The organism is Pseudomonas sp. GCM10022186 (assembly GCF_042656385.1).
Classification (GTDB): domain Bacteria; phylum Pseudomonadota; class Gammaproteobacteria; order Pseudomonadales; family Pseudomonadaceae; genus Metapseudomonas.
This window is the reverse complement of the sequence record NZ_JBHSOU010000016.1, coordinates 22,377-45,421: the sequence shown is the minus strand read 5'-3', so window position 1 is coordinate 45,421 and position 23,045 is coordinate 22,377. Positions and strand designations below refer to the sequence as shown.

At 65.9% G+C, this 23,045-nt stretch carries 20 protein-coding genes and 1 pseudogene; 12 read left to right on the top strand and 9 right to left on the bottom strand.

Going from position 1 to position 23,045, the window contains the following annotated elements:
• Positions 1–401 precede the first annotated feature (401 nt).
• The 3 genes from ACFPU0_RS09025 to ACFPU0_RS09015 are packed head-to-tail and all read left to right on the top strand — an operon-like array spanning position 402 to position 5,297.
• Positions 402–1,757, top strand: a complete 1,356-nt coding sequence (locus tag ACFPU0_RS09025) for a TolC family outer membrane protein (RefSeq protein ID WP_377692577.1) — start codon at positions 402–404, stop codon at positions 1,755–1,757.
• 22 nt (positions 1,758–1,779) lie between these two features.
• The gene (locus tag ACFPU0_RS09020; RefSeq protein ID WP_377692575.1) at positions 1,780–3,939 is read left to right on the top strand and encodes a type I secretion system permease/ATPase; all 2,160 of its coding nucleotides are present in this window, start codon (positions 1,780–1,782) and stop codon (positions 3,937–3,939) included.
• Between the two features lie 11 nt (positions 3,940–3,950).
• Positions 3,951–5,297, top strand: coding sequence for an HlyD family type I secretion periplasmic adaptor subunit (locus tag ACFPU0_RS09015; RefSeq protein ID WP_377692574.1), 1,347 nt, complete (start codon positions 3,951–3,953; stop codon positions 5,295–5,297).
• Positions 5,298–5,550: 253 nt separating this feature from the next.
• On the opposite strand, the gene ACFPU0_RS09010 is transcribed toward ACFPU0_RS09015, so the two are convergent.
• Positions 5,551–6,153 carry a tRNA-uridine aminocarboxypropyltransferase gene (locus tag ACFPU0_RS09010; RefSeq protein ID WP_377692572.1) on the bottom strand — a complete coding sequence of 201 codons (603 nt, stop codon included), beginning with the start codon at positions 6,151–6,153 and terminating at the stop codon, positions 5,551–5,553.
• Positions 6,154–6,165: 12 nt separating this feature from the next.
• Positions 6,166–7,059: a LysR family transcriptional regulator gene (locus ACFPU0_RS09005; protein ID WP_377692570.1), complete on the bottom strand. Its 894-nt coding sequence runs from the start codon at positions 7,057–7,059 to the stop codon at positions 6,166–6,168.
• Positions 7,060–7,349: 290 nt separating this feature from the next.
• Between ACFPU0_RS09005 and speB the strand changes: the two genes are divergently transcribed.
• The 8 genes and pseudogenes from speB to ACFPU0_RS08965 all read left to right on the top strand — a co-directional run bounded on the left by speB (position 7,350) and on the right by ACFPU0_RS08965 (position 14,239).
• A complete protein-coding gene (gene speB / locus ACFPU0_RS09000) occupies positions 7,350–8,309 on the top strand; it encodes an agmatinase (RefSeq protein WP_377692568.1) in 960 nt (319 codons plus the stop codon).
• 14 nt (positions 8,310–8,323) lie between these two features.
• Positions 8,324–8,605: pseudogene (locus ACFPU0_RS08995) on the top strand (cytosine permease); the annotation flags it as partial.
• A gap of 73 nt (positions 8,606–8,678) precedes the next feature.
• Complete coding sequence (locus ACFPU0_RS08990) at positions 8,679–9,503, top strand: transporter substrate-binding domain-containing protein (RefSeq protein ID WP_377692566.1); 825 nt, start codon at positions 8,679–8,681, stop codon at positions 9,501–9,503.
• A gap of 78 nt (positions 9,504–9,581) precedes the next feature.
• Positions 9,582–10,325 carry an amino acid ABC transporter permease gene (locus ACFPU0_RS08985; RefSeq protein ID WP_377692565.1) on the top strand — a complete coding sequence of 248 codons (744 nt, stop codon included), beginning with the start codon at positions 9,582–9,584 and terminating at the stop codon, positions 10,323–10,325.
• Between the two features lie 10 nt (positions 10,326–10,335).
• Complete coding sequence (locus tag ACFPU0_RS08980; RefSeq protein WP_377692563.1) at positions 10,336–11,067, top strand: amino acid ABC transporter ATP-binding protein; 732 nt, start codon at positions 10,336–10,338, stop codon at positions 11,065–11,067.
• Positions 11,067–11,789, top strand: coding sequence for a class II aldolase/adducin family protein (locus ACFPU0_RS08975; RefSeq protein ID WP_377692561.1), 723 nt, complete (start codon positions 11,067–11,069; stop codon positions 11,787–11,789). Before ACFPU0_RS08980 ends, ACFPU0_RS08975 begins: the two co-directional genes overlap by 1 nt.
• Before the next feature lie 98 nt (positions 11,790–11,887).
• Positions 11,888–13,267, top strand: a complete 1,380-nt coding sequence (locus ACFPU0_RS08970) for a sodium:solute symporter (RefSeq protein WP_377692560.1) — start codon at positions 11,888–11,890, stop codon at positions 13,265–13,267.
• Between the two features lie 246 nt (positions 13,268–13,513).
• On the top strand, positions 13,514–14,239 hold the full coding sequence (locus ACFPU0_RS08965) for an MBL fold metallo-hydrolase (protein WP_377692559.1): 726 nt from the start codon (positions 13,514–13,516) through the stop codon (positions 14,237–14,239).
• 5 nt (positions 14,240–14,244) lie between these two features.
• Here ACFPU0_RS08965 and ACFPU0_RS08960 read toward each other — a convergent pair whose 3' ends face one another.
• The 4 genes from ACFPU0_RS08960 to ACFPU0_RS08945 all read right to left on the bottom strand — a co-directional run bounded on the left by ACFPU0_RS08960 (position 14,245) and on the right by ACFPU0_RS08945 (position 18,075).
• Positions 14,245–14,382, bottom strand: coding sequence for a PA1414 family protein (locus tag ACFPU0_RS08960; protein WP_377692558.1), 138 nt, complete (start codon positions 14,380–14,382; stop codon positions 14,245–14,247).
• A gap of 240 nt (positions 14,383–14,622) precedes the next feature.
• Positions 14,623–15,501 carry a putrescine utilization regulator PtrR gene (gene ptrR, locus ACFPU0_RS08955; protein ID WP_377692557.1) on the bottom strand — a complete coding sequence of 293 codons (879 nt, stop codon included), beginning with the start codon at positions 15,499–15,501 and terminating at the stop codon, positions 14,623–14,625.
• A 451-nt stretch (positions 15,502–15,952) separates the two neighbouring features.
• Positions 15,953–17,038 (bottom strand): extracellular solute-binding protein, encoded by a 1,086-nt coding sequence (locus ACFPU0_RS08950; RefSeq protein ID WP_377692556.1) that lies wholly within the window; start codon positions 17,036–17,038, stop codon positions 15,953–15,955.
• Entirely contained in the window at positions 17,035–18,075 is a 1,041-nt protein-coding gene (locus tag ACFPU0_RS08945; protein WP_377692555.1) for a histone deacetylase family protein, read from the bottom strand. Before ACFPU0_RS08945 ends, ACFPU0_RS08950 begins: the two co-directional genes overlap by 4 nt.
• A 589-nt stretch (positions 18,076–18,664) precedes the next feature.
• On the opposite strand from ACFPU0_RS08945, the gene ACFPU0_RS08940 reads away from it, so the two are divergent.
• On the top strand, positions 18,665–19,006 hold the full coding sequence (locus tag ACFPU0_RS08940; protein ID WP_377692553.1) for a Bro-N domain-containing protein: 342 nt from the start codon (positions 18,665–18,667) through the stop codon (positions 19,004–19,006).
• 123 nt (positions 19,007–19,129) lie between these two features.
• Here ACFPU0_RS08940 and ACFPU0_RS08935 read toward each other — a convergent pair whose 3' ends face one another.
• The 3 genes from ACFPU0_RS08935 to ACFPU0_RS08925 all read right to left on the bottom strand — a co-directional run bounded on the left by ACFPU0_RS08935 (position 19,130) and on the right by ACFPU0_RS08925 (position 23,000).
• Complete coding sequence (locus ACFPU0_RS08935) at positions 19,130–20,149, bottom strand: AraC family transcriptional regulator (RefSeq protein ID WP_377692552.1); 1,020 nt, start codon at positions 20,147–20,149, stop codon at positions 19,130–19,132.
• A gap of 13 nt (positions 20,150–20,162) precedes the next feature.
• Complete coding sequence (aceK, locus tag ACFPU0_RS08930; RefSeq protein WP_377692551.1) at positions 20,163–21,899, bottom strand: bifunctional isocitrate dehydrogenase kinase/phosphatase; 1,737 nt, start codon at positions 21,897–21,899, stop codon at positions 20,163–20,165.
• Positions 21,900–22,085: 186 nt separating this feature from the next.
• Entirely contained in the window at positions 22,086–23,000 is a 915-nt protein-coding gene (locus tag ACFPU0_RS08925) for a LysR family transcriptional regulator (protein WP_377692550.1), read from the bottom strand.
• Between the last annotated feature and the right edge of the window lie 45 nt (positions 23,001–23,045).

Sequence of the window (23,045 nt, the reverse complement as noted above, 5' to 3'; positions counted from 1 at the left end):
AGCACATCCGGACCGAATACGGGTACGTGAAGGAGCATCGGGGGTGGGGACCGCGCCGAAAGAACAAGCACGAGTCGTCAATAAAACGTCACGCAACCCGGCGCCTGTCGCAGCTCCGGATTTACCCCGCCCTGATGATTCTCTAGTTGTGCCTGACCGCAATCCGCATTCGCTGACCAGGGCCAAAGGCCCTGAAAAACGCGAGATGCTGGCGAAAAGATGTCCGGGATTTCCGACGAATGCATAAGAATTTTTGCTGATAACGCTTGTGAGGATTTCTTCTTAGCCAAGCCAAAAGTTGTTCTTAGCTCTGTTGTTACAAGCCTGAAACGGTTTGCCTTGGATTTTCGCCAATTTACTGGCGCCAGGGAGAGTAGTTCTGACAAGGAGAACGACCTGAAATGCGCACCCTCAACCCCCTGTGGAGCGGAATCTTCCTGGCCGTAGCCGCTTCGCAAATCCAGGCCATGACGCTGACCGACGCCATCCAGAGCACGATCGACAAGCACCCCGAACTCCTGGCAAGCGCCCAGAACCGGCTCGTCGCCGACGAAGAGGCGAAGGTCGCCAAAGGGGGCTACCAACCGACCGTCGACCTGATAACTGGCGTAGGTCGCGAGCACAGCGACAATCCCACCACCCGCGCCCTCGGCGATCACCACACCGAAACCCTGAACTTCCGCGATGCCGAACTGCGCCTGCGGCAGATGCTCTTCGACGGGTTCAACACCCCCAACGAAGTGAAACGCACCAAGGCCGTGGTCAACTCCCGTGCCTACTTCACCCTGGGCACGGCAGAAAGCCTGGCGCTGCGCACCGTGGAGGTCTACCTGGAGGTGCTCAAGCGCCGCGAGATGGTGGTCCTGGCGAAGAACAACCTGATGGCCCACGAGCGCATCCACGACCAGATCGGCCTGCGCAGCGAACGCGGCGTGGGCAGCACCGCGGATTTCGACCAGGCCGAGGCGCGCCTGGCCCTGGCGCGCAACAACCTCTACACCGAGGAAGTGAACCTGGCCGACGCCGAAGCCAACTTCTACAGCGCCGTGGGCCTGCCCGCCGATGAGCTGGTGACCCCGGGCACCATCAAGGGCGAGATGCCCGCCGACCTGCTGGCCGCGCGCCAGGGCGTGATGGATACCAACCCCTTGCTGAAATCGGCCCAGGCCGACGTGTACGCCGCCGAGAGCCAGTACGAGTCGGCAAAATCGCCCTTCTATCCGCGCCTGGATGCCGAGCTGGCCACCACCGCCGACGACAACGTGCAAGGCGACGAAGGCCACAACAACACCTGGCGGGCCGGCGTGGTGATGAATTACAACCTGTACAACGGCATGCGCGACAAGGCACGGCTGCAGGCCGCCGCGCATGAAATCAACCAGTCCATGGACATTCGCAACAACGCCCTGCGAGTGCTCAACGAGAATCTCTCCCTGGCCTGGAACGCCATGGAGAACGCCCGCAAGCAGACCCCCGAGGCCCGTACCTACGCCGACTACACCGCCCGTGTCCGCGAGGCCTACCAGCAGCAGTTCGGCCTTGGCCAACGCACCCTGCTCGACCTGCTGGACAGCGAGAACGAACTCTTCACCGCCAACCGCCGCTACGTGGAGGTGCGCTACACCGAGGAGTTCTCCATGTACCGGGTGCTCTCGGCCATGGGCGACCTGCTGCGGCGCCAGAATGTCGTGGTCCCGGCCGAAGCCGTCGCCCTCACCGAGGTGAAGAGCGAAGCCCGGTTGCCGGAAATGAAGTGAAGCACCATGGGAGGCCGTGATCATGACCACCATGGAGCGGACTGACAGTCCCCGGGACCCGCGCCAGGGCCATGACGACCCGCTGCTCGACGGCCTGCTGATCCTCTGCCGGCTGCATGGCTGCGCGGCCAGTCGCGCCAGCCTCTGCAGCGGCCTGCCGCTGCCGGGCCAGCGCCTGTCCGCCGACCTGCTGCCCCGTGCCGCGGCCCGCGCCGGCCTCCAGGGGCGCTTGCTGAGCCGCGAACTGGACGCCATCTCGCCGCTCAACCTGCCCCTGCTGCTGCTGCTCAAGGGCGGTCGCAGCGCGGTACTGACCCGGCTCGACGACAGCGGCCGCGCGCTGATCCTGCCCTGCGAGGCCGATGGCGGCGAGCAATGGGTCGCCCGCGAGCGGCTGGCCCTGGAATACACCGGCCAGGCCCTGTTCGCCCGCCCGCGCCATGAACTGGAAGACGCCCACAGCCCGCTGCTGCCCCGGGTGCAGTCCTGGTTCCGCGACACCCTGAAGCTGTCCCGCTGGCTCTACGCCGACGCCATGCTGGCGAGCCTGCTGATCAACCTGCTGGGCATGCTGGTACCGCTCTTCGTGATGCAGACCTACGACCGCGTGGTGCCCAACCAGGCCACCGCGACCCTCTGGGTGCTGACCATCGGCCTGTTGATCGGCAGCGGTTTCGACCTGCTGTTGCGCGTCCTGCGCGCCAACCTGCTGGACAACGCCGGGAAGAAGACCGACGTCGTGCTCTCGGCCACCCTCTTCGAGCGCATCACCGGCATGTCCCTCAAGGCGCGGCCGGCCACCGTCGGCGGCTTCGCCCAGAGCATCCACGACTTCCAGGGCCTGCGGGAATTCCTCACCGCGGTGACCCTCACCAGCCTGATCGACCTGCCCTTCTCGCTGCTGATGCTGCTAGTGATCGGCCTGCTCGCCGGCCCGCTGGTGGCGATCCCGCTCCTCGCCTTCCCGCTCACCGCGCTCTTCGCCTGGTTGATCCAGATGCGCCTGCGCGACACGGTGCAGCGCAGCCTGGCCCTCGGCGCCGAACGCCAGGCGCTGTTGATCGAGACCCTCGCCGGCCTGGAAACCCTCAAGGCCTGCGGCGCCGAAAGCGAGCGCCAGCACCGCTGGGAGCGCACCCATGGCGCCCTCGCCCGCCTCGACAGCCACGCCCGCTTCCTCTGCGCCCTGGCCACCAACGGCACCCTGTTCATGCAGCAGTTCGCCGGCCTGGCGATGATCGTCAGCGGCGTCTACGCCATCATCGACGGCAACCTCAGCGTCGGCGCCCTGGTGGCCTGCTACATGCTCAACAGCCGGGTGCTCTCGCCCCTCGGGCAGATCGCCGGGCTCATCACCCGCTACCAGCAGGCGCGGCTGACCATGAAGTCCACCGACGCGCTGATGGCCCTGCCCCAGGAACGCGAATCCGGGCAGAGGCCGCTGGAGCACCAGTCGTTCAAGGGCAACCTGGAAGTGCGCCATGTGGAGTTCCGCTACCCCGGGCAGGCGGCCCCGGCGCTGGACAGGATCAGCCTGCGGCTCAATGCCGGTGAACGGGTCGGCATCATCGGCCGCAGCGGCTCGGGCAAGAGCACCCTGGCGCGGCTGATCCTCGGGTTCTACGCCCCGGACCAGGGCCAGTTGCTGCTGGACGGCATCGACCTGCGACAGACCGATATCGGCGACCTGCGCCAGCAGATCGGCTACGTCAGCCATGACCTGCCCCTGTTGGCGGGCAGCCTGCGCGACAACCTGACCCTGGGCGCGCGCTACGTCAGCGACGAGCGCATGCTCGAAGTGGCGGAGCTGACTGGCGTCGCCGAACTCGCCCGGCAACACCCACAGGGTTACGAGCGCCCGGTGGGCGAGCGTGGCCAGCTGCTCTCCAGCGGCCAGCGCCAGGCCGTACTGCTGGCCCGGGCACTGTTGCTCGCCCCTCCCCTGCTGGTGCTCGACGAACCCACCAGCGCCATGGACAACAGCAGCGAGGAACAGCTGCGCCTGCGCCTGGCGGCCTGGTTGGCGGGCAAGACGCTGATCCTCATCACCCACCGCAGTTCGATGCTGGCGCTGGTGGATCGCCTGGTGGTGCTGGACAACGGCCAGATAGTCGCGGACGGCCCCAAGGACACCGTTATCGACGCGCTGCGCAAGGGTCGTGTCGGCCAGGGCAACGCTTGAGGAGACAGGTCATGGCCAGTGCAGAGACTCCCCGCAGCTACTTCGGCGGCAAGGCCGATACCGAATTCATGCCGGAAGTCGCCGGCGCCATGCTCGAAGACTCGCCCCGGGCCACGCGTATCACCGTCTGGGTCGCCTGCACCCTGCTGCTGGTGGCCCTGGCCTGGGCACGCTTGGCGGTGCTGGAAGAAGTCACCACGGGCGAAGGCAAGGCCATCCCCTCCAGCAAGGTGCAGGTCATCCAGAACCTCGAGGGCGGCATAGTCGCGGAAATCCTCGTGCGCGAAGGCCAGGTGGTGGACAAGGGTACCGTGCTGCTGCGCCTGGACGACACTCGTTTCCGCTCGAACAAGGGCGAGACCGAGGCCGACCGCCTGGCGCTGCTGGCCAAGGTGGAACGCCTTTCCGCCGAGGCCGAAGGCCGCGAGCTGGCCCTGCCCGAGGAAATCACCCGCGAAGCGCCGCAGCTGGCCGAGGACGAGAGGTCCCTCTACCGCGCCCGTATGCAGCGCCTGGACAGCGAGCAGCACATCCTCAGCGAACAGCTGCGGCAGAAGAAACAGGAACTGGCCGAATTCCGCTCCAAGAGCCAGCAGTACCGCTCCAGCCTGGGGTTGATCCAGCAGGAACTGAACATGTCCCAGCCGCTGGTGAAGGCCGGCGCCATCGCCCAGGTGGAAATCCTCCGCCTGCAGCGCAGCGCCGTGGAAACCCGTGGCGAGCTGGAGGCCACCAACCTGGCCATTCCCCGCGCCGAAGCGGCCGTGTCGGAGATCGAGCGGAAGATGGAGGAAAGCCGCCTGTCCTTCCGCTCCGACGCCTTCAAGGAGCTCAACGAGGCGCGCACCGAACTGTCGAAGATCACCTCCACCAGCAAGGCCATCGACGACCGCGTCAGCCGCACCACCGTGGTGTCGCCGGTGCACGGGGTGATCAAGCAGCTCAAGGTCAACACCATCGGCGGCGTGGTGCAGCCCGGCAGCGACCTGGTGGAAGTGGTGCCGCTGGAGGACAGCCTGCTGATCGAGGCGCGCATCCGCCCGCAGGACGTGGCCTTCCTCCATCCGGGCCAGAAGGCCATGGTCAAGTTCACCGCCTACGACTACACCATCTACGGCGGCCTCAAGGCCGACCTGGAACTGATCAGCGCCGACACCATCACGGACGAGGAAGGCAAGAGCTTCTACCTGATCCAGGTGCGCACCGAGAAGAGCCACCTGGGCAAGGACGATCACCCGCTGCTGATCATCCCCGGCATGGTCGCCACGGTGGACATCATCACCGGCGAGAAAAGCGTGCTGGATTACCTGCTCAAACCCGTGCTGAAAGCTCGGCAGGAGGCCATGCGCGAGCGCTAGTGCGTAGGGGGATAGCGCTCTTCTATCCACCATCGATGCCCAGCCCGACTCCTTTGGTGGAAACAAGAGCGGTTTCCACCCTACAGCCCGGCAGGAGGCCGTGCCGGTGCATTGACCAGGGCCGCTGCGCGGCCCTTTGCGAATGAATTCGCCCCCACAGAAAAGCAGCAGCCCGTGCCCGGCCCCGCAGTTGGGCCCTTCTCCTGTGGGGGCGATTTCAATCGCTGAGCAGGACGCAGTCCTGCCATGGACGCTACTCCCCGTCCCCATGATTGCGTCTGAAGGTTTCCTCCCCCATCGCTTCGATCTGCCCCTGGATCAATGCCTCGAACGGCCGTAGCAGTTCATCGAACCGAGCTGGCGCTTCGAGGATATCCAGGGCCACGGTGACGGCTTCGAGGGTGGACAGCGCCCCGGCCATGGGGGCCTTGCGCAGGCGGTAGCGCGAGGTCAGGCCCGCGGGCAGGGTCACCCTGGGCAGGGCCCTGAGTTCCGGATTCAGGTGCAGCAGTTTGCGCGCCTTGCGCCAGGTACCGTCCGGCACCACCAGCAGCAGCGGCCGCGGGTCGCTGGCGGCCATCTCCACCAGGGATCGGGCCTCCTCGCCCGGGAACAGCAGGCAGGCACGGTAATGGGGATCGGCCAGGCGTTCGCCCAGGTCCTCGAAGCGCTCGCCCACCCGCAGCTCGGCATTCTCCAGCCCCAGGGCGGCCAGGCGCGCGGTGTTCAGGGCATGGTTCACCTCGCTGGGATGCTGCAACAGCAGCACGCGGGTGCGGCTCGCCAGATGGGGGATCAGCGGGCACAGGCAATGGCTTGCGGGGCGCTGGCAGCGCGGGCAGTGCGGACGGCGCATGACGGCAATTCCTCAGCGCAGGTTGAGCTGCGCGCGCAGCAGGTCGCGGAAGGTCAGGATCAGCGGTTCCTTGGCCCGCCCGCGGCGCAGGATCATGGAGAACGGCGCCTGGTAGCCGAAGGTGGCCGGCAGCAGCGCGCGCAGGCGTTTCTGCTCGATCCAGGGATGGGCGTAGTGCTCCGGCAGATAGCCGATATAGGCGCCGGAGAGCACCAGGATCAGCTGCGCCTCCATGGATTCCACCGTCGCCGCGCTGTGCTTGAAGCCGTGCCGCGCCAGCTCCGCCTGGCTCCAGTAGCCGCGCCCCACCATGCGCTGCTGGGTGATGAGTTCGGCGGGGATGCGCCGCTCGTTGTACAGCGGATGGCGCTCGCTGCAGTAGAGCCAGTGCTGCTCGCGGTAGAGCGGCTGGTAGACCAGGCCGTTCATGCGCGTGGAGAAGGCGCCGATGGCCAGGTCCAGGCGGTTGTCCAGCACGCCGAGCTGCAGGTCGTAGGGGCTCATCACCGACAGGTGCAGGTGCACCGCGGCGTGCTCCTGGCTGTAGGCACCGATCACCTCGGCCAGCGGCAGGGCCGGGTCGCTCACCGTGGAGTCGAGCACGCCGAGGTTGAGGGTGCCACGCAGCTCGCCCTTGAGGGAGGCCGAATAGCGCTCGAAGCTTTCCAGTTCGCCCAACAGACGCAGGGTCTCCTGGTAGAACAGCTCGCCCTTGCTGGTCAGGCGGAAGCCGGCCCGGCCGCGGTGGCAGAGGCTCAGCCCCACCTGCGCCTCCAGCTGGCTCATGTAGGTGCTGATGGCCGAGGTGGAGAGGTTCAGCTCCTGCTGCGCGGCGGCGAAGCCCTGGTGGCGCACCACGCTGGCGAAGATGCGCAGGAGCTTGAGGTCGGGCATGGCGGTGGACATGGGGCGCTCACGAATCCAGGTGCGATTAAACGATGTAGGGGCGAATTCATTCGCCAAGCAGGACGCAGTCCTGCTCCTTCCCTGGAGCCGAAAGGGGCCGCTGCGCGACCCTTGGCGAATGAATTCGCCCCTACAGGGAAAGAAGCCCCTGCCGGCAAGGGGCATCTTACCCGCTCCCGATAGTTTAGAAATCCTTGAAGTAATTATTTGCGGCCAGCGATTTTTCGGTGATGGCACTGTCACCAGAATCGGCCCCACTACCTACAACCACAACAACGTGAGGCCACCCCGTGGACAAGAAACTCCATCAGCCCCTCGGTGGTAACGAAATGCCCCGCTTCGGCGGCATCGCCACCATGCTGCGCCTGCCGCACATCCAGACCCCTGCCGAACTCGAAGCCCTCGACGCCGCTTTCGTCGGCGTGCCGCTGGACATCGGCACCTCCCTGCGTTCCGGTACCCGCTTCGGCCCGCGCGAGATCCGCGCCGAATCGGTGATGATCCGCCCGTACAACATGGCGACCGGCGCCGCGCCCTTCGATTCGCTGAACGTGGCCGACATCGGCGACGTGGCCATCAACACCTTCAACCTGCTGGAAGCCGTGCGCATCATCGAGCAGGAATACGACCGCATCCTCGGCCACGGCATCGTCCCGCTGACCCTGGGCGGCGACCACACCATCACCCTGCCGATCCTGCGTGCCATCAACAAGGTGCACGGCAAGGTGGGCCTGGTGCACATCGACGCCCACGCCGACGTCAACGACCACATGTTCGGCGAGAAGATCGCCCACGGCACCACCTTCCGCCGCGCCGTGGAAGAAGGCCTGCTGGATTGCGACCGCGTGGTGCAGATCGGCCTGCGCGCCCAGGGCTACACCGCCGAAGACTTCAACTGGAGCCGCAAGCAGGGCTTCCGTGTGGTCCAGGCCGAAGAGTGCTGGCACAAGTCGCTGGAACCCCTGATGGCCGAAGTCCGCGAGAAAGTCGGCGGCGGCCCGGTCTACCTGTCCTTCGACATCGACGGTATCGACCCGGCCTGGGCGCCCGGCACCGGCACCCCGGAAATCGGCGGCCTGACCACCATCCAGGCGATGGAAATCATCCGTGGCTGCCAGGGCCTGGACGTCATCGGCTGCGACCTGGTCGAAGTCTCCCCGCCCTACGACACCACCGGCAACACTTCGCTGCTGGGCGCCAACCTGCTCTACGAAATGCTCTGCATCCTGCCCGGCGTAGAGCGCCGCTGAGAGCAGCCATGAGCGAACGCGGCCGGAACTGGCGAGGCATGGGCGCCTGGATCCCCAGTGCGCTGGTGGGCCTATGCTTTGTAAACCTCCCGGGCCAGTTCGTCGGCCCGCCTGGCGAGCTGGCCGGTGGCATCGATATCAGCCTGCCGGTCACTCTGGGCACGGCCGCCCTGCTGTACCTGGTACTGCTGGCGATCTTCCCGGAACCGGCCGCCGTCTACGGTCCCCAGGGCCCCCGCTGGGTCCCCACGAAGACTTCCCAAGCATCCCTTCAGGGTCCCCCTGAAGCTGCGTGACAACGAAATAGCTCCACTTTATTGCGACTGCCTACAACAACAACCACTGCAAAACGCCTTGAAGGAGTTACCGATGAGCAATCGTCCGCTGAAACTGTTTGCCCTGGCCGGCCTGTTCGCCGCCACCCTGAGTGGTGGCGCCACGGCCGCCGATGGCAAACCCTCGTTCGTGAGCTCGGGAAGTTTCCAGGTTTGTTCCGACCCGACCTTCCCGCCGCTGGAGTTTTTCGAGAAGACCGGTGACCGCGAGCCCAGCGGCTTCGACGCGGACCTGATACGCGCCCTGGCCAAGCACTGGGGCGTGAAGCCGCGCTTCATCGTCACCGAGTTCACCGGCCTGCTGCCGGGCCTGGATGCCAAGCGTTGCGACGCGGTCATCAGCGGCACCCTGATCACCCCCGAGCGGGTCCAGAAGCTGAATGCCGTGCCCTACCTGGCCAGCGCCACCATCGTCTTCGGCAGCGGCAAGGGCGACCTCAAGCTGAACTCCCTGGAAGACCTCTCCGGCAAGGTGGTGGCGGTGCAGTCCGGCACCCGCTACGTGACCATCATGGAAAAGCTCAACGCCGACCTGAAGGCCGCCGGCAAGACCCCGGCCGTGCTGCAGACCTATCCCAAGGGCAGCGACGTGGCCCAGCAGGTGCTGGTGGGCCGCGCCGCCGCCGGCCTGTCCCAGGACACCGAACTGGCCTACCGCGAACTGCAGACCCCCGGCCAGTTCAAGACCCTCTACGCCTTCCCCGAGAAGGACATCTTCGGCGCCTACATGCGGCCGAACCCGGAAGACAAGCAGGCCGTCCAGGACGCCGTGTCTGCCCTGAAGGCCGATGGAACCCTCAAGGCCATCGCCGAGAAATGGAAGCTCGACCCGGCCAACCTGGAAACCGCCGCGCAGTAAGCAAGGCCAGCCACCCGCCCCTCTCCCGTACGCGGGAGAGAGTGCGAAGGCACGCTTCCATTCACGCAGGACACGTACATGAACTTCGATGTGACTGTCTTCTGGGACGCCCTGACGTCCTGGCACTTCTTCCGCGGCGCCTGCATCACCCTGATCCTGGCGCTGGTGTCCCACTCGGTGGGCATCCTCATCTCCATTCCCTGCGCCCTGGCGCTGGACGGCCCGCCCACGGTCTGGCGCAGTACCCTGCGCGCGGTGCTCAGCGTCTTCCGTGGCGCCCCTACCCTGCTGCAGCTGCTGTTCGTGTGGAACGCCCTGCCGCAGTTCTTCCCGGCCTTCCGTGAAGAGTGGTTCACCCCCTTCATCGCCGCCTGGATCGCGCTCTCCATCAACGAAGCCGCCTACCAGGTGGAGATCAACCGCGCCGCGCTGAAATCCGTGGACCGCGGCCAGTACGCCGCCGGCCATGCCCTGGGCCTGTCGCGCTGGCACATCTTCCGCTACGTGGTCCTGCCGCAAGCCGCGCGCATCGCCGTGCCGCCGACGGCCAACGAGTTCATCACCCTGCTGAAGATCACCTCGCTGGCTTCGGTCATCTCCCTGCAGGAACTGATGGCGGTGACCTCGCAGACGGTCTCCACCACCTTCCAGTTCTCCGAGTACTACGCCGTCGCCCTCGTCTACTACCTCGCCATGGTCTACACCCTGACCTGGATGCAGGGTGGCCTCGAACGGCGCCTGGCCTGGGACGTCCAGGGCAGCGCCAGCAGCAAATCCGTCGGCCTGGTGCAACGCACCCTGGCCCGCATGCGCCGTATCTGAGGAGCCCGACATGAACGAAATCATCCGTCTGCAGAATGTCGGCAAGCGCTACGACGATTTCCAGGTGCTGCAAGGCATCAACCTGACCGTGCGCCAGGGCGAGAAGATCGTCATCTGCGGTCCCTCGGGCTCCGGCAAGTCCACCCTGATCCGCTGCATCAACCGCCTCAACCCCCATGACACCGGCACCATCACGGTGGAGGACCAGGACATCGCCACCAGGTCCGGCAGCGAGCACGTGCGCCGCGAAGTGGGCATGGTGTTCCAGAACTTCAACCTGTTCCCCCACCTGACCGTGCTGGAGAACTGCACCCTGGCGCCGATGAAGGTGCGCGACCTGTCGCGCAAGGAAGCCGAGGAACTCGCCCTGCGCTACCTCAACCGCGTGCACATCGGTTCCCAGGCGCACAAGAAGCCCGGCCAGCTCTCCGGCGGCCAGCAGCAGCGCGTGGCCATCGCCCGCGCCCTGTGCATGAACCCCAAGGTGATGCTGTTCGATGAGCCCACCTCGGCGCTGGACCCGGAAATGGTCGGCGAAGTGCTGGAAGTGATGACCGAACTGGCCCAGGACGGCATGACCATGCTCTGCGTGACCCATGAGATGGGCTTCGCCCGCAAGGTGGCGGACCGCGTGGTGTTCATGGACGCCGGCCAGATAGTCGAGACAGCCACCCCGGCGGAGTTCTTCGACAACCCCCAACACCCGCGCACCCGCGCATTCCTTTCGCAGATCCGCCACTGATGAACGTGCAGAACGAAGCCATCCTGCGCCGGGACCTGGCGGCCGCCTACCGGCTGGCCGCCCTGTTCGGCTGGGACGACACCCTCTACACCCACTTCTCGGTGCGCCTGCCGGGCGTGGAGCCGCGCTTCTTGATCAACCCCTTCGGGCTGATGTTCGAGGAAATCCGCGCCAGCGACCTGATAGTGGTGGACATGCACGGCCGTGTGGTGGAAGGCAACGCCGACTACAACGTCGCCGGCTTCACCATCCACAGCGCGGTGCACATGGCCCGCGCCGATGCCCACTGCGTGATCCACACCCATACCCTGGCGGGCATGGCGGTGGCCGCGGCGGACAACGGCCTGGCCCAGCTCAACCAGATCAGCGCCGAGTTCCACCAGCGGGTCGGTTACCACAACTATGAAGGCATCGCCCTGGACCTGGGCGAACGCGATCGGCTGGTGGCGTCGCTGGGCGACAACATCGCGCTGATCCTGCGCCACCACGGCCTGCTCAGCGTCGGCGCCAGCGTCGCCGATGCCTTCTACGTCATGTACTACCTGAACAAGGCCTGCGAGATCCAGGTCGCCGCCTCCACCCTGCGCGGCATCCGCGAGATGCCGAACGAACTCAGCGTGCACGCCTGCGAGCAGTTCCAGGCCAGCGAATGGCAGCGCCAACTGGTCTGGGAAGCCTGGCTGCGCAAGCTCGAAAGGGAATGCCCGCAATACAAGGACTAGGACGAATTCAAGAGGCGCAGTGTGAAGCGTTGCGCGCCTTGCGACACCTGCCGCGGCCTTACCCGCCGCGGCAACAACAATAGAAAGAGAGACCTGAAATGGCTTTGGATATTTTCGTAGTACTGATCTATGCCGCCGGCATGCTGCTGCTCGGCTGGTACGGCATGCGCCGCGCCAAGTCCCATGAGGAGTTCCTGGTGGCGGGCCGTAACCTCGGCCCGGCCTTCTACATGGGTACCATGGCCGCTACCGTGCTCGGTGGCGCCTCCACCGTCGGCACCGTGCGCCTGGGCTATGTCCATGGCATTTCCGGTTTCTGGCTCTGCGCCGCCCTGGGCGCGGGCATCATCGTGCTCAACCTGTTCCTCGCCAAGCCGCTGCTGAAGCTGCGTATCTTCACCGTCACCCAGATCCTCGAGCGCCGCTACAACCCCATGGCGCGCCAGGCCAGCGCGGTGATCATGTTCGCCTACGCACTGATGATCGGCGTGGTCTCCACCCTGGCCATCGGCACCGTCATGGAAGTGCTGTTCGGCCTGCCCTTCTGGGTGTCCGTCCTGCTCGGCGGCGGCGTGGTGGTGGCCTACTCCACCATCGGCGGCATGTGGTCCCTGACCCTGACCGACATCGTGCAGTTCATCATCAAGACCGTGGGCCTGATGTTCCTGCTCTTGCCGATCTGCCTGTACCGCGTGGGTGGCTGGGACGAGCTGGTGGCGAAGCTGCCGGAAACCGCCTTCAACTTCACCACCATCGGCTACGACACCATCATCACCTACTTCCTGATCTACTTCTTCGGCATCCTCATCGGCCAGGACATCTGGCAGCGCGTGTTCACCGCGCGCAGCGAGGGCGTGGCCAAGTACGCCGGCACCGTGGCCGGCGTCTACTGCGTGATCTACGGCCTGGTGGGCGCCCTGATCGGCATGTGCGCCAAGGTGCTGCTGCCTGAGCTGGACAACGTCAACAACGCCTTCGCCGCCATCGTCCAGGCCTCCCTGCCGGACGGCATCCGCGGCCTGGTGATCGCCGCCGCCCTGGCTGCGATGATGTCCACCGCCAGCGCCGGCCTGCTCGCCGCCTCCACCACCATCTCCGAAGACCTGCTGCCCAAGCTGCGTGGCGGCAAGGAATCCAGCCTCGGCATGAGCCGCATGCTGACCCTGCTCACCGGCCTCGTGGTGCTGGTCATCGCCCTGATCGTCAACGACGTGCTCGGCGCCCTGACCCTGGCCTACAACCTGCTGGTGGGCGGCATGCTGATCCCGCTGCTGGGCGCCATCTACTGGAAGCGCGCCACCACCGCCGGCGCTATCGCCAGCATGGGCCTGGGCTGCATCACCGCCCTGGTGTTCATGTTCACCGACGGCCTGGAAGCCAACACCCCGATCTACTACAGCCTGGCCGTGGGCCTGGCGAGCTTCGTGGTGGTCAGCCTGCTGTCCCGCCCCACCGAGGCGGTTGCCGACCTGGCCTGACATGCACTGCCGCCTCTCCCCGGAGGCGGCCTTGACGCCCCGGTGCGGCCCTGCCGACCGGGGCTTTTTTTCAACAGCCAGCGGCCTCCGCGTCCCAGGCGACCTAACCTTGTAGGGGCGAATTCATTCGCCAAGCAGGCCGAAGGTCTGCCTGCAAGGCCTCAGGGGGCAGCTGCGCCGCCCTTGGCGAATGAATTCGCCCCTACAGGTTCAGCCCTCAGGCGACCTACGCAAGGAGCACACCCCATGAAAATCGTCAGCCGCGACCAGTGGTTCGAAGTCGAGCACCGCTACGACGGCATCAGCCTGATCAGCGAACCCTTCGTGCGGCCCTTCTACCGCTGCAATCTCTGGCACGTTCAAGGCCGCGACAAGGACCTGCTGATCGACTCCGGTTCCGGCCTGGTGAGCCTGCGCGAACAGCTCCCCTGGCTCACCCAGCGCCCGCTGCTGGCGGTGGCCAGCCATACCCATTTCGACCATATCGCCGGTCACCACGAGTTCCCCGAACGCCTGGTGCACCCGGCGGAAGCGGACATCCTGGCCGCCCCCACCGGGGCCAATACCCTGGCGGCGGACTACGTCGGTGACGAGATGTTCGAGGCGCACCCGGACTGCCCGCTGTGCTATGCCGAGTACCGCGTGAAGGCGGCGCCGGCGACGCGGCTGATCGATGAGGGCGATGTGCTGGACCTGGGCGACCGGGTCCTGGAGGTGCTGCATACCCCCGGCCATTCACCGGGCGGCATCAGCCTGTGGGAAGCGAAGACGGGAACGCTGTTCAGCGGCGACATCATCTACGACGGCCCGCTTGTCGATAATGCCTACCACTCGAACCTTGAAGACTACGCCACAAGCCTTGCACGGTTGCGCGACCTTCCGGTGCGCACCGTGCATGGTGGCCATTTCCCCAGCTTTTCCGGTGAGCGCCTGCGCGAGCTGGCGGACAACTGGCTCAGGGCCCACGAGTAGGCCGGTTACTGCCTCAAGCGGCGCTGCTCGGCGAGGCGGCGCTGCTCTTCACTACGGACGGGAATGGGTTGCAGGCGCGGTGCCTCGATCAGGCCCAGCGCGACACCCAGTTGCCACATCCACGCTTCTAGCCGCTTTTTCATGCTTGACCCCCTTTCCTGGGACGTTGGGCGGGCGGCCCGTGCTTCTTGGGCCACCCTGTCAGGAGCTTAGTTGCTCCGGGCAGGAACCAAAATACGCCCCCTCGGAAATTTCCTGCTGATCTGAATCAAACCGCTGAACGGTAGGGGGGAAACTCCCTACAGGGTCGACAACCCTAGGCTGGTGAATCGCTGAAGGCTGAAGGCTGAACGAATGTCTGGTCCGTGCTCGCTCCCCCTCGTTCAGCCTCCAGCGCTCTTATCGGCTTTCTGGCCCTGCAGGTCGATCCAGGCCCGGAGGTTGGCGCCAAGCATGCCCTTGCGCCACATCAGCCAGGTGGTGGTGCGGTTGAACGGCGCCACCAGCTCATGCACCCGCACTTCCTCGCGGCCCGGCAGGCTTTCCAGCATGGAGCGCGGTACCAGGGCGATGCCGCCGCCGGCGATCACGCAGGCCAGCATGCTGTGGTAGGACTCGATTTCCATGGGCGGCGCCATGGGCACCCGCGAGGCGACGAACCAGGCTTCCAGCCGGCGCCGGTAGGAGCAGCTCTGGCGGAAGGCGTAGACCTCCAGCCCCGCCACATCCTCGGCTGAGCGCACCGGCCCATGCCCGGACTCGGTGATCAACACCATCTCCTCCTCGAACATCGGCAGGCCGTCCAGTTCGGCGAATTCCAGCGGGCCATCCACCAGCGCCGCGTCCAGGCGGCCGCCGAGCAGGCCATCCAGCAACTCGCCGCTGGGCGCCGTCTGCACCTGCAGGTTCACCGCCGGCCAGGTGCGGTGGTAGCGCACCAGCATGGGCGGCAGGTGGATGGCGGCCGTGCTGAACATCGAACCGATGACGAAGTCCCCCGCCGGCTCGCCGCCGCGCAGGGCCGCCTCGGCTTCCGCCTGCAGGGCGAACATGCGCTCGGCGTAGCCCAGCAGCACCTTGCCCGCTGGCGACAAGGTCAGGCGCTGGCGCTCACGCAGGAACAGCTCGACGCCCAGGTTTTCCTCCAGCTGCCTGAGGCGCGTGGAGAGATTGGACGGCACCCGGTGCAGGCGGGTGGCGGCGCGGGTGATGGAGCCCTCCTCGGCCACGGCCTGGAAAATGCGGAGCTGGCTGAGTTCCATGGATTCACCATTCAACAAAAGAGAACAATTACATTCTTTTTTATTCGTTTTTAATGAAAATCGCCACTACCTGGGATGGAATTCCGATGATTTGCCCCGGAGCTCCCCCATATCCCCGCTGATCCGCTTGCTCGCCCGCGCCTGATGGCTGGCCTCTGGGCTTGCGTACTGCTGACCCTGCTCACCCGGCCGCTGCTGCCTTTGGCGGCGGTGAGCAGTCATCCGGGTGGCGACCTGCAGCCGGCACTCTATGTGGCCGGAGCCGGCTTGCTGCTGGCCGGCGGGTTGATGCTCGGTGCAAGGGGCGGGGAACCTGTAGGGGCGAATTCATTCGCCAAGCAGGCCGAAGGCCTGCCCTGCCGCAATCGAGGTTGTGAGCAGGGCCCCGCGAAACCCATCGATCCGCACCGATGGGTTTCGCTTCGCTCTACACCATCCTACGAGGCTTGCCCTAGGTCCCGGTCTTGATCCTGGTCCAGGTGCGGGTACGCAGGCGTTCCATCTTCGGCGGCAGCATTTCCACCGAGAACAATCTGGCCTGCACCTCGGCCGGCGGGTAGACGTTGGGGTTGTCGCGCAGCTCCGCCGAGATCAGGGCGTCCGCCGCCTGGTTGGGGTTGGCATAGGCCACATGATCGGAGATGGGCGCCACCACTTCCGGGCGCAACAGGTAGTTGAGGAAGGCGTGGGCCTGCTCGACGTTCTTCGCGTCCTTCGGGATCGCCAGCACATCGAACCAGGCCGCGGTGCCTTCCCTGGGAATGCGGTACTCGACCTTCACCCCGTTACCGGCTTCCCGCGCCCGGGCCGCCGCCTGCATGGCGCCGCCGGACCAGGCCAGGGCCACGCAGACCTCGCCGTTGGCAAGATCGGTGACGAACTTCGACGAGCTGAAGTAGCTGACGTGGGGGCGCAGCTTCGCCAGCAGTTCCTCGGCCTTCCTGTAGTCATCCGGGTTGTGGCTGTTGGGCGGCAGGCCCAGGTAATGCAGCACTTCCGGGATCACCTCGGTGGGCGAGTCGAGGAAGGCCACGCCGCACGCCTTGAGCTTGGCCAGGTTGTCCGGGTTGAAGATCAGCTCCCAGGAATCCACCGGCGCGTTCTCGCCCAGCACCGCCTTCACCTTGTCGACGTTGTAGGCGATGCCGTTGGTGCCCCACATGTAGGGCATCACGTACTGGTTGCCCGGGTCCTTGGCGGCCAGCACCTTGAGCAGTGCCGGGTTGAGGTTCTTCCAGTTGGGCAGCTTGCTCTTGTCCAGCGGCTGGAACACCCCGGCCTTCATGTAGTTGGGCAGGAAGCCGTCGCTGGGCACCACCAGGTCGTAGCCGGAATTGCCGGAAAGCAGCTTGGCCTCGAGCACTTCGTTGCTGTCGTAGACGTCGTACTGGGGCTTGATGCCGCTGTCGGCCTGGAAGTTCTTCAGGGTGTCCGGGGCGATGTAGTCGAACCAGTTGTAGATGCGCACCACGGGCTCGGCGGCGGCATTCAGCGAGGCGCCCAGCAGGGCCCCCGCCAGCAGGATGCGGGCCTTCATTGCGCGGCTCCTTCGTAACCCTGCAGCACATTTACCGCGTTGACGCCGATGGCTTCCACCGCGTAGCCGCCTTCCATGATGAACAGGGTGGGCAGGCCGAGGGCGGCGATACGCTGGCCCATGCGGAGGTAGTCGGGCGAGTCCAGCTTGAACCTGGAAATCGGGTCGTCCTTGTAGGTGTCCACGCCCAGGGAGATCACCAGGGCATCCGGGGCGTAGGCGGCGATCTTGCGGCAGGCGTCGTCCAGGGCGGCGGCCCAGCCGTCCCAGCCGGTGCCGTGGGGCAACGGGTAGTTGTGGTTGAAGCCGGCACCCGCGCCTTCGCCGCGCTCGTCGGAATGGCCCAGGTAATAGGGGTATTCCACCAGCGGGTCGCCGTGGATGGAGGCGAAGAGCACATCATTGCGCGCGTAGAACAGCTCCTGGGTGCCGTTGCCGTGGTGGTAGTCGACGTCGAGGATGGCCACCCGCCTGGCACCCTGGTCGAGGAAGGCCTGGGTGACGATGGCGGCATTATTGAAGAAGCAGTAGCCGCCCATGAAATCGCTGCCGGCGTGGTGTCCCGGCGGACGACAGAGGGCGAAGGCGGTATTGGCGCCCTGGCGCATGTGGTCCTGGGCCGTCAGCGCGACCTGCGCCGAGCTGTACACTGCCTGCCAGGTGCCGGCGGTGATGGGCGCCTCGGTGTCGAAGCAGTAGTGACCGAGCTGGCCATGCAGTGCGGTGGGAATGGGGCCGTCGCGGCGCAGGCGGCGCGCCGGGAAGGTGGTGGGCAGCATGTCGCAGCTGTGGCCTTCGGCGGCCCAGCGGTCCCAGGCACCCTTGAGGAACTCCACGTAGGCGGCGTCATGCACCCGCAGGATGGGTTCCAGGCCGAAGTCCTTCGGCTCGATCACCTCGCCGATTTCCTGCTGGCGAACCCGCGCCAGCACCGTGTCGGCGCGGCTGGGCATTTCGAAGCAGGGCTGGAGCTTGCCGTCGACCAGTTCCGACTGGCCGAAGTGGAGACGGTGATCGTCGCTGTAGACGGTCAGCATGGAGGGCACCTCATTCGGGTCTTGTTATTGGTGAGGTGATTCTGTGGCGGATCAGAGGTGTTTGCGCAGTGGTGGCGGCGGCCAATAGGGGATCGATATGGCCATCATGTTTGGCCGAACACCCTCTCCCCCGGCCCCTCTCCCTGAAGAGGAGAGGGGTGACTCGCGCCTGATGCTTTTGCGTACCTGCCGGACAACACGTAGTGATGCGAAGCTACGAACTCTTCTCGGCACGATTTAGCTCCCCTCGCCCTTCAGGGAGAGGGGCTGGGGGAGAGGGCAGCCGAGCCAATCCGAAATATCCGACACCCCAACCGCATTGCCGTCCTACAAGCCCCTTGGGCAGCATCCGCCCTCGTTACGACTTCGGTTGTGACCCGGGATTAGAACCCCGGACAACACAGCGTGCAGTAAAGCCATGCAGGTCGACTGGGCATTTTCCAGCTCCCTGGCAGTCATGGCGGACTGTGCGAGGCGGGCATTCGCCCGGCCGGCCGCTGTGTCCGGTGGTTCTAACCTTGCACAGTCCGCCACCCTTTCAGGATGCATCCGGGTGGCGGCTCCTCAACGCTCGACAGGGAGCTGCACCATGAGCACCACCTTCTACGAAACCCGCCACTTCTTCCGCCACGGCCGCCTGCTGCGCGCCACCCTCATCGGCCACGAACCCTGGTTCGCCGCCCGCGACCTGGGCCGCCTGCTGGGCGTTTCCGCCAACTTCCGACTGAACGATGGCCTCGACGCCGACCAGTGGCGCACCGGCCTGCTCAAGTGCGGCCGTGGCCTGGTGGAGGAAGAACTGATGATCAGCGAATCGGGCAGCTACGACCTGCTGCTGCGCCGCTTCTATCACCCGGAAAACCGCAATCTGCGCCGCTGGCTGACCCACGAGGTGATTCCCGCCCTGCGTGCGGCGCGCCGGGCGGCGTAAATCCTGTAGGGGCGAATTCATTCGCCAAGGGCAGCGCAGCTGCCCCGCGAGGCCCGGCAGGGCGAACCTGCGGTCCGCTTGGCGAATGAATTCGCCCCTACAAGGAAATTCCCGCCACCATCCTCACCCCCGGAAATGACTCGGCGGCTGTCCGCTCCAGCGCTGGAAGGCGTGGCGCAAGCTGGCGGTCTCGCTGAAGCCGAGTTCCTCGGCGATGCGGTAGATGGGGATGTCGCCCTGCTGGAGCATTTCCTTGGCGCGGGTGAAGCGCAGTTCGTCCAGCAGTTGCTGGTAGCTGGTCTGCTGCTGGGCCAGGTGGCGGCGCAGGCTGCGCGAGGAGCAGTTCATCTGCCGCGCCAGTTCCTCCAACCCCGGCGGACTCTGCAGGCGGGCGGCAAGCAGTCCGCGTACCCTTTCCAGCCAGGCGCGGCGGGCGGCGAGCTCGACGTTCTGGCGGCGGCACTGTTCGAGCATTTCCTTGTGGGTCACCGGGTCGGCCAGGGGCAGGCGGCGGTCCAGCCAGGCGGCGTCGAAGCCGATGGCGCTGCGGCTCGCGCCGAATGCCACCGGGCAGCCGAACCCCCGTGCGTAAGGTCGCGCCATGCCGCTGCCGGCCGGGTAGTCCAGTTGCACCGCGCGCAGCGGCAGGGGCTGGCCCAGCAGGTCGGCGAAGGTGACCTTGAGCGACCCCAGGCAGACTTCGGTGTTGAAGGCGCGCAGCGACTCGGCCTCGCTGTAGCCGGTGGCAGTGAGCCAGGCAGTGTCGCCGTCCCGCTCCAGGGCCAGGCGGAAATAAGTGCCCAGCAACACCGGGTAGGCGAGGCCGATGCGCAGCGCCTCGCCGAAGGTCGGTGCGCAAAGCATGGCGTAGCCCACCAGGCCATAGGCGGAAATGCGTGTGCGCAGCCCGAGGGTCAGGCCCAGGGCAGGACAAGGTGCCAGGCGCACGGCATTGGCGTAGACCTGCTGTTCCTGCTCGGGATTGACCAGGCGCTGCAGCTCGACGAGGTCCTGCTCGCTGATACCGCTGCCGGCCAGGACTTCGCAGGCGGCTATGCCCTCCTCCCGCAGCAATGCCACGGTCAGTGCCGACATGTGCAGCGAGTTCAGCCAGGTGGCGCGGGAAAAAACCTGTTCGACCATGGCGGCTCCGGCCCTACTGGATGGCTTCCGTCAGTTCCCGCTCCTGGCGCCGGTAGGGGAAGACGTCGATCACATTGCCGGAGCGGATGGCCGCCTGCAGGGACTTCCAGTACTCGGCGTCATAGAGGTCGCCATGCAGCTTGGCGAACAGCCGGCGCTGCTTGAGGTCGGCGAACAGGAAGCGCGGGAATTCCTCGGGGAACACATCATTGGGCGCCACCGAATACCAGGGCTCCGCCGACATCTCGTCCTCCGGGTAGCGGGGCGGCGGGATGACGCGGAAGTTGACCTCGGTGAGGAAGCAGATCTCGTCGTAGTCGTAGAACACCACGCGGCCGTGGCGGGTGACGCCGAAGTTCTTCAGCAGCATGTCGCCGGGGAAGATATTGGCCGCCGCCAGCTGTTTGATGGCCAGGCCGTAGTCGTAGAGCGCCTCGTGCACCTGGGCCTCGCTGGCGCTCTCCAGGTAGATGTTCAGCGGCGTCATGCGGCGCTCGGTCCAGCAGTGGCGGATCAGCACCACGTCGCCTTCCACGGCGATGGTGGACGGCGCCACCTCCAGCAGCTCGGCCAGGCAGTCCGGGTCGAACTTGGACCTGGGGAAGCGGAAGTCGGCGAACTCCTGGGTGTCGGCCATGCGCCCCACCCGGTCGACGTTCTTCACCAGGCGGTACTTCTCGATAACGGTGTTGCGGTCCACGGTCTTGGCGTGGGCGAAGCGGTCCTTGATTACCTTGAACACGGTATTGAAGCCCGGCAGGGTGAACACGCTCATCACCATGCCCCGCACACCGGGGGCCATGATGAAACGGTCGTCGCTGTTGGCGAGATGGTTGATCAGGGCGCGGTAGAACTCCGACTTGCCGTGCTTGTAGAAGCCGATGGAGGTGTACAGCTCGGCGATGTGCTTGCCCGGCAGGATGCGCTTGAGGAAGCCGACGAACTCGGCGGGCACCGCCACGTCCACCATGAAGTAGGAGCGGGTGAAGGAGAAGATGATCGACACTTCCGCTTCATCGGTGATCACCGCATCGGCCTGGATACCGCGGCCTTCGCGGTGCAGCAACGGGATCACCAGGGGCCACTGCTCGTCACGGGTGTAGACGCGCCCCACCAGGTAGGCCCCCTTGTTGCGGTAGAGGGGCGAGGCGAAGAGTTCGATGCACAGCTCGCGGTCCTTGCATACCCAGTCCGGGAGGTGCTCGCGCAATTGGACCTCCAGGCGCTCCAGGTCCCCGGCGCGGTCGTCGTAGGACACGTCGAAGCGGAAGTCGTCGAGTATCGCCGACAGCGCCGCACGCAACCGGCCCTCGGGGCGATAGCTGCGGGTCTGCGGTGCGCGCTCGTGGGCACGCAGTGAAGGCCGCGTGGTATGGATGAACATGCAGCCGTCGCTGATCAGGTCGTGGCTGAACAGGCTGCAGAAGATCGAGTTGTACCAGGTCTCGGACAGCTCATCGTCGAGGCGCAGGTCGATCAGGTCGATGTAGGCGCTCTTCACCAGGGGCCAGAGCTGCACATCGAGCAGTTCCTCGGTGGAATAGGCCGCACGCAGGCGCCCGCTGGTTTCGCCGACTTTCACCTCATAGAGGGCGATACGTTCAGCGGCGGCCAACTGGGTCGCCTGCCACTGCGCCTGCTCGAAACGGGCACGGGCGCCGTCGGTGATCTGGCGAAAATGCTCGCGGTAATCATCGAAGCCTTCGAGGATCAGTCGGGCGATGCCTTCGGCCGGCCATTGCTGCGCCATGGGGATGTCTCGGCTGAGGAGGAGGAATGCCGAGCTTAGCCAGAAAAAATTCCTCGTTGTAGGGGCGAACTCATTCGCCAGGGGCTGCGAAGCAGCCCCCTTCAGCTCCCAATGGCAGGCCTTCGGCCCGCTTGGCGAATGAATTCGCCCCTACAAGAAAGCTTCGCCCCAACCCTGTGCCCGGGATCAGGCAATCCTTTTCTCGCGCAGATACCCCTCCAGCACCTCGATGAACACCCGCACCTTGCGGGTACGCCGGCGGTGGGCGAGGTAGAGGACATGGACCCAGGGGCCGAAGGCATCGGGCTCCAGCAGGTATTCGGGCATCACCCGCACCAGTTGGCCGCTGGCCAGGTAGGGCGCGGCGCTCCAGCGCGGGAGCACCTGCAGGCCATGGCCGCGCAGCAGGCAGGCGAGCAGGAAGTCGTAGTTGTCGCTGGCCATTCGCGGTACGGGCTGCGCGATGCGGATGCGTTCCTCGCCCAGGCGCAGCCACCAGTAGTGCCGGTTGAGCAGCGGATGCTGGAAGATCAGCCAGTCGTGCTGCTGGTAGGTCTCCAGCGACACGTCGATGCCCTTGCGCTGCAGGTAGGCCGGGCTGCCGCAGAGGTAGATGCGGTTCTCGGTCAACGGCCGGGCGATCAGCCCCGGCAGGTCGGTGGGACCGTCGCGCAGGGCGAGGTCGTAGCCGCCGTCGATGAGGTCGACGAAGGCGTCGTTCAGGTCCACCTCCAGGCGTACCTGCGGGTGCTCGGTCATGAAGCGGCAGCAGACCTCATTGAGAAAGGCCGGGCCGAAGGACGGTGGCGCGGTGAGGCGCAGGGTGCCGCGCAGCTCGTGTTGCAACTGGTCCACTTCCTCCCCGGCCAGCCGCAGCTGCATCAGCGCCTGGCGCGCGCCTTCCAGGTAGATGTGGCCGGCCTCGGTCAGCGCCATGCGCCGGGTGGTGCGCTCGAACAGGCGCACGCCCAGCTCGGACTCCAGATGGCCCACCGCCTTGGTCAGGGCCGATGGCGTCTTGCCCAATTGTTCGGCGGCGCGGCTGAAGCTGCCATGTTCGGCGGTGGCGACGAACATGGTGAGGGCGCTGAGCTTGTCCATGTATCTGTTCCGGTTCGGCACAAAAGTTGTGCGAAAACATAGCAT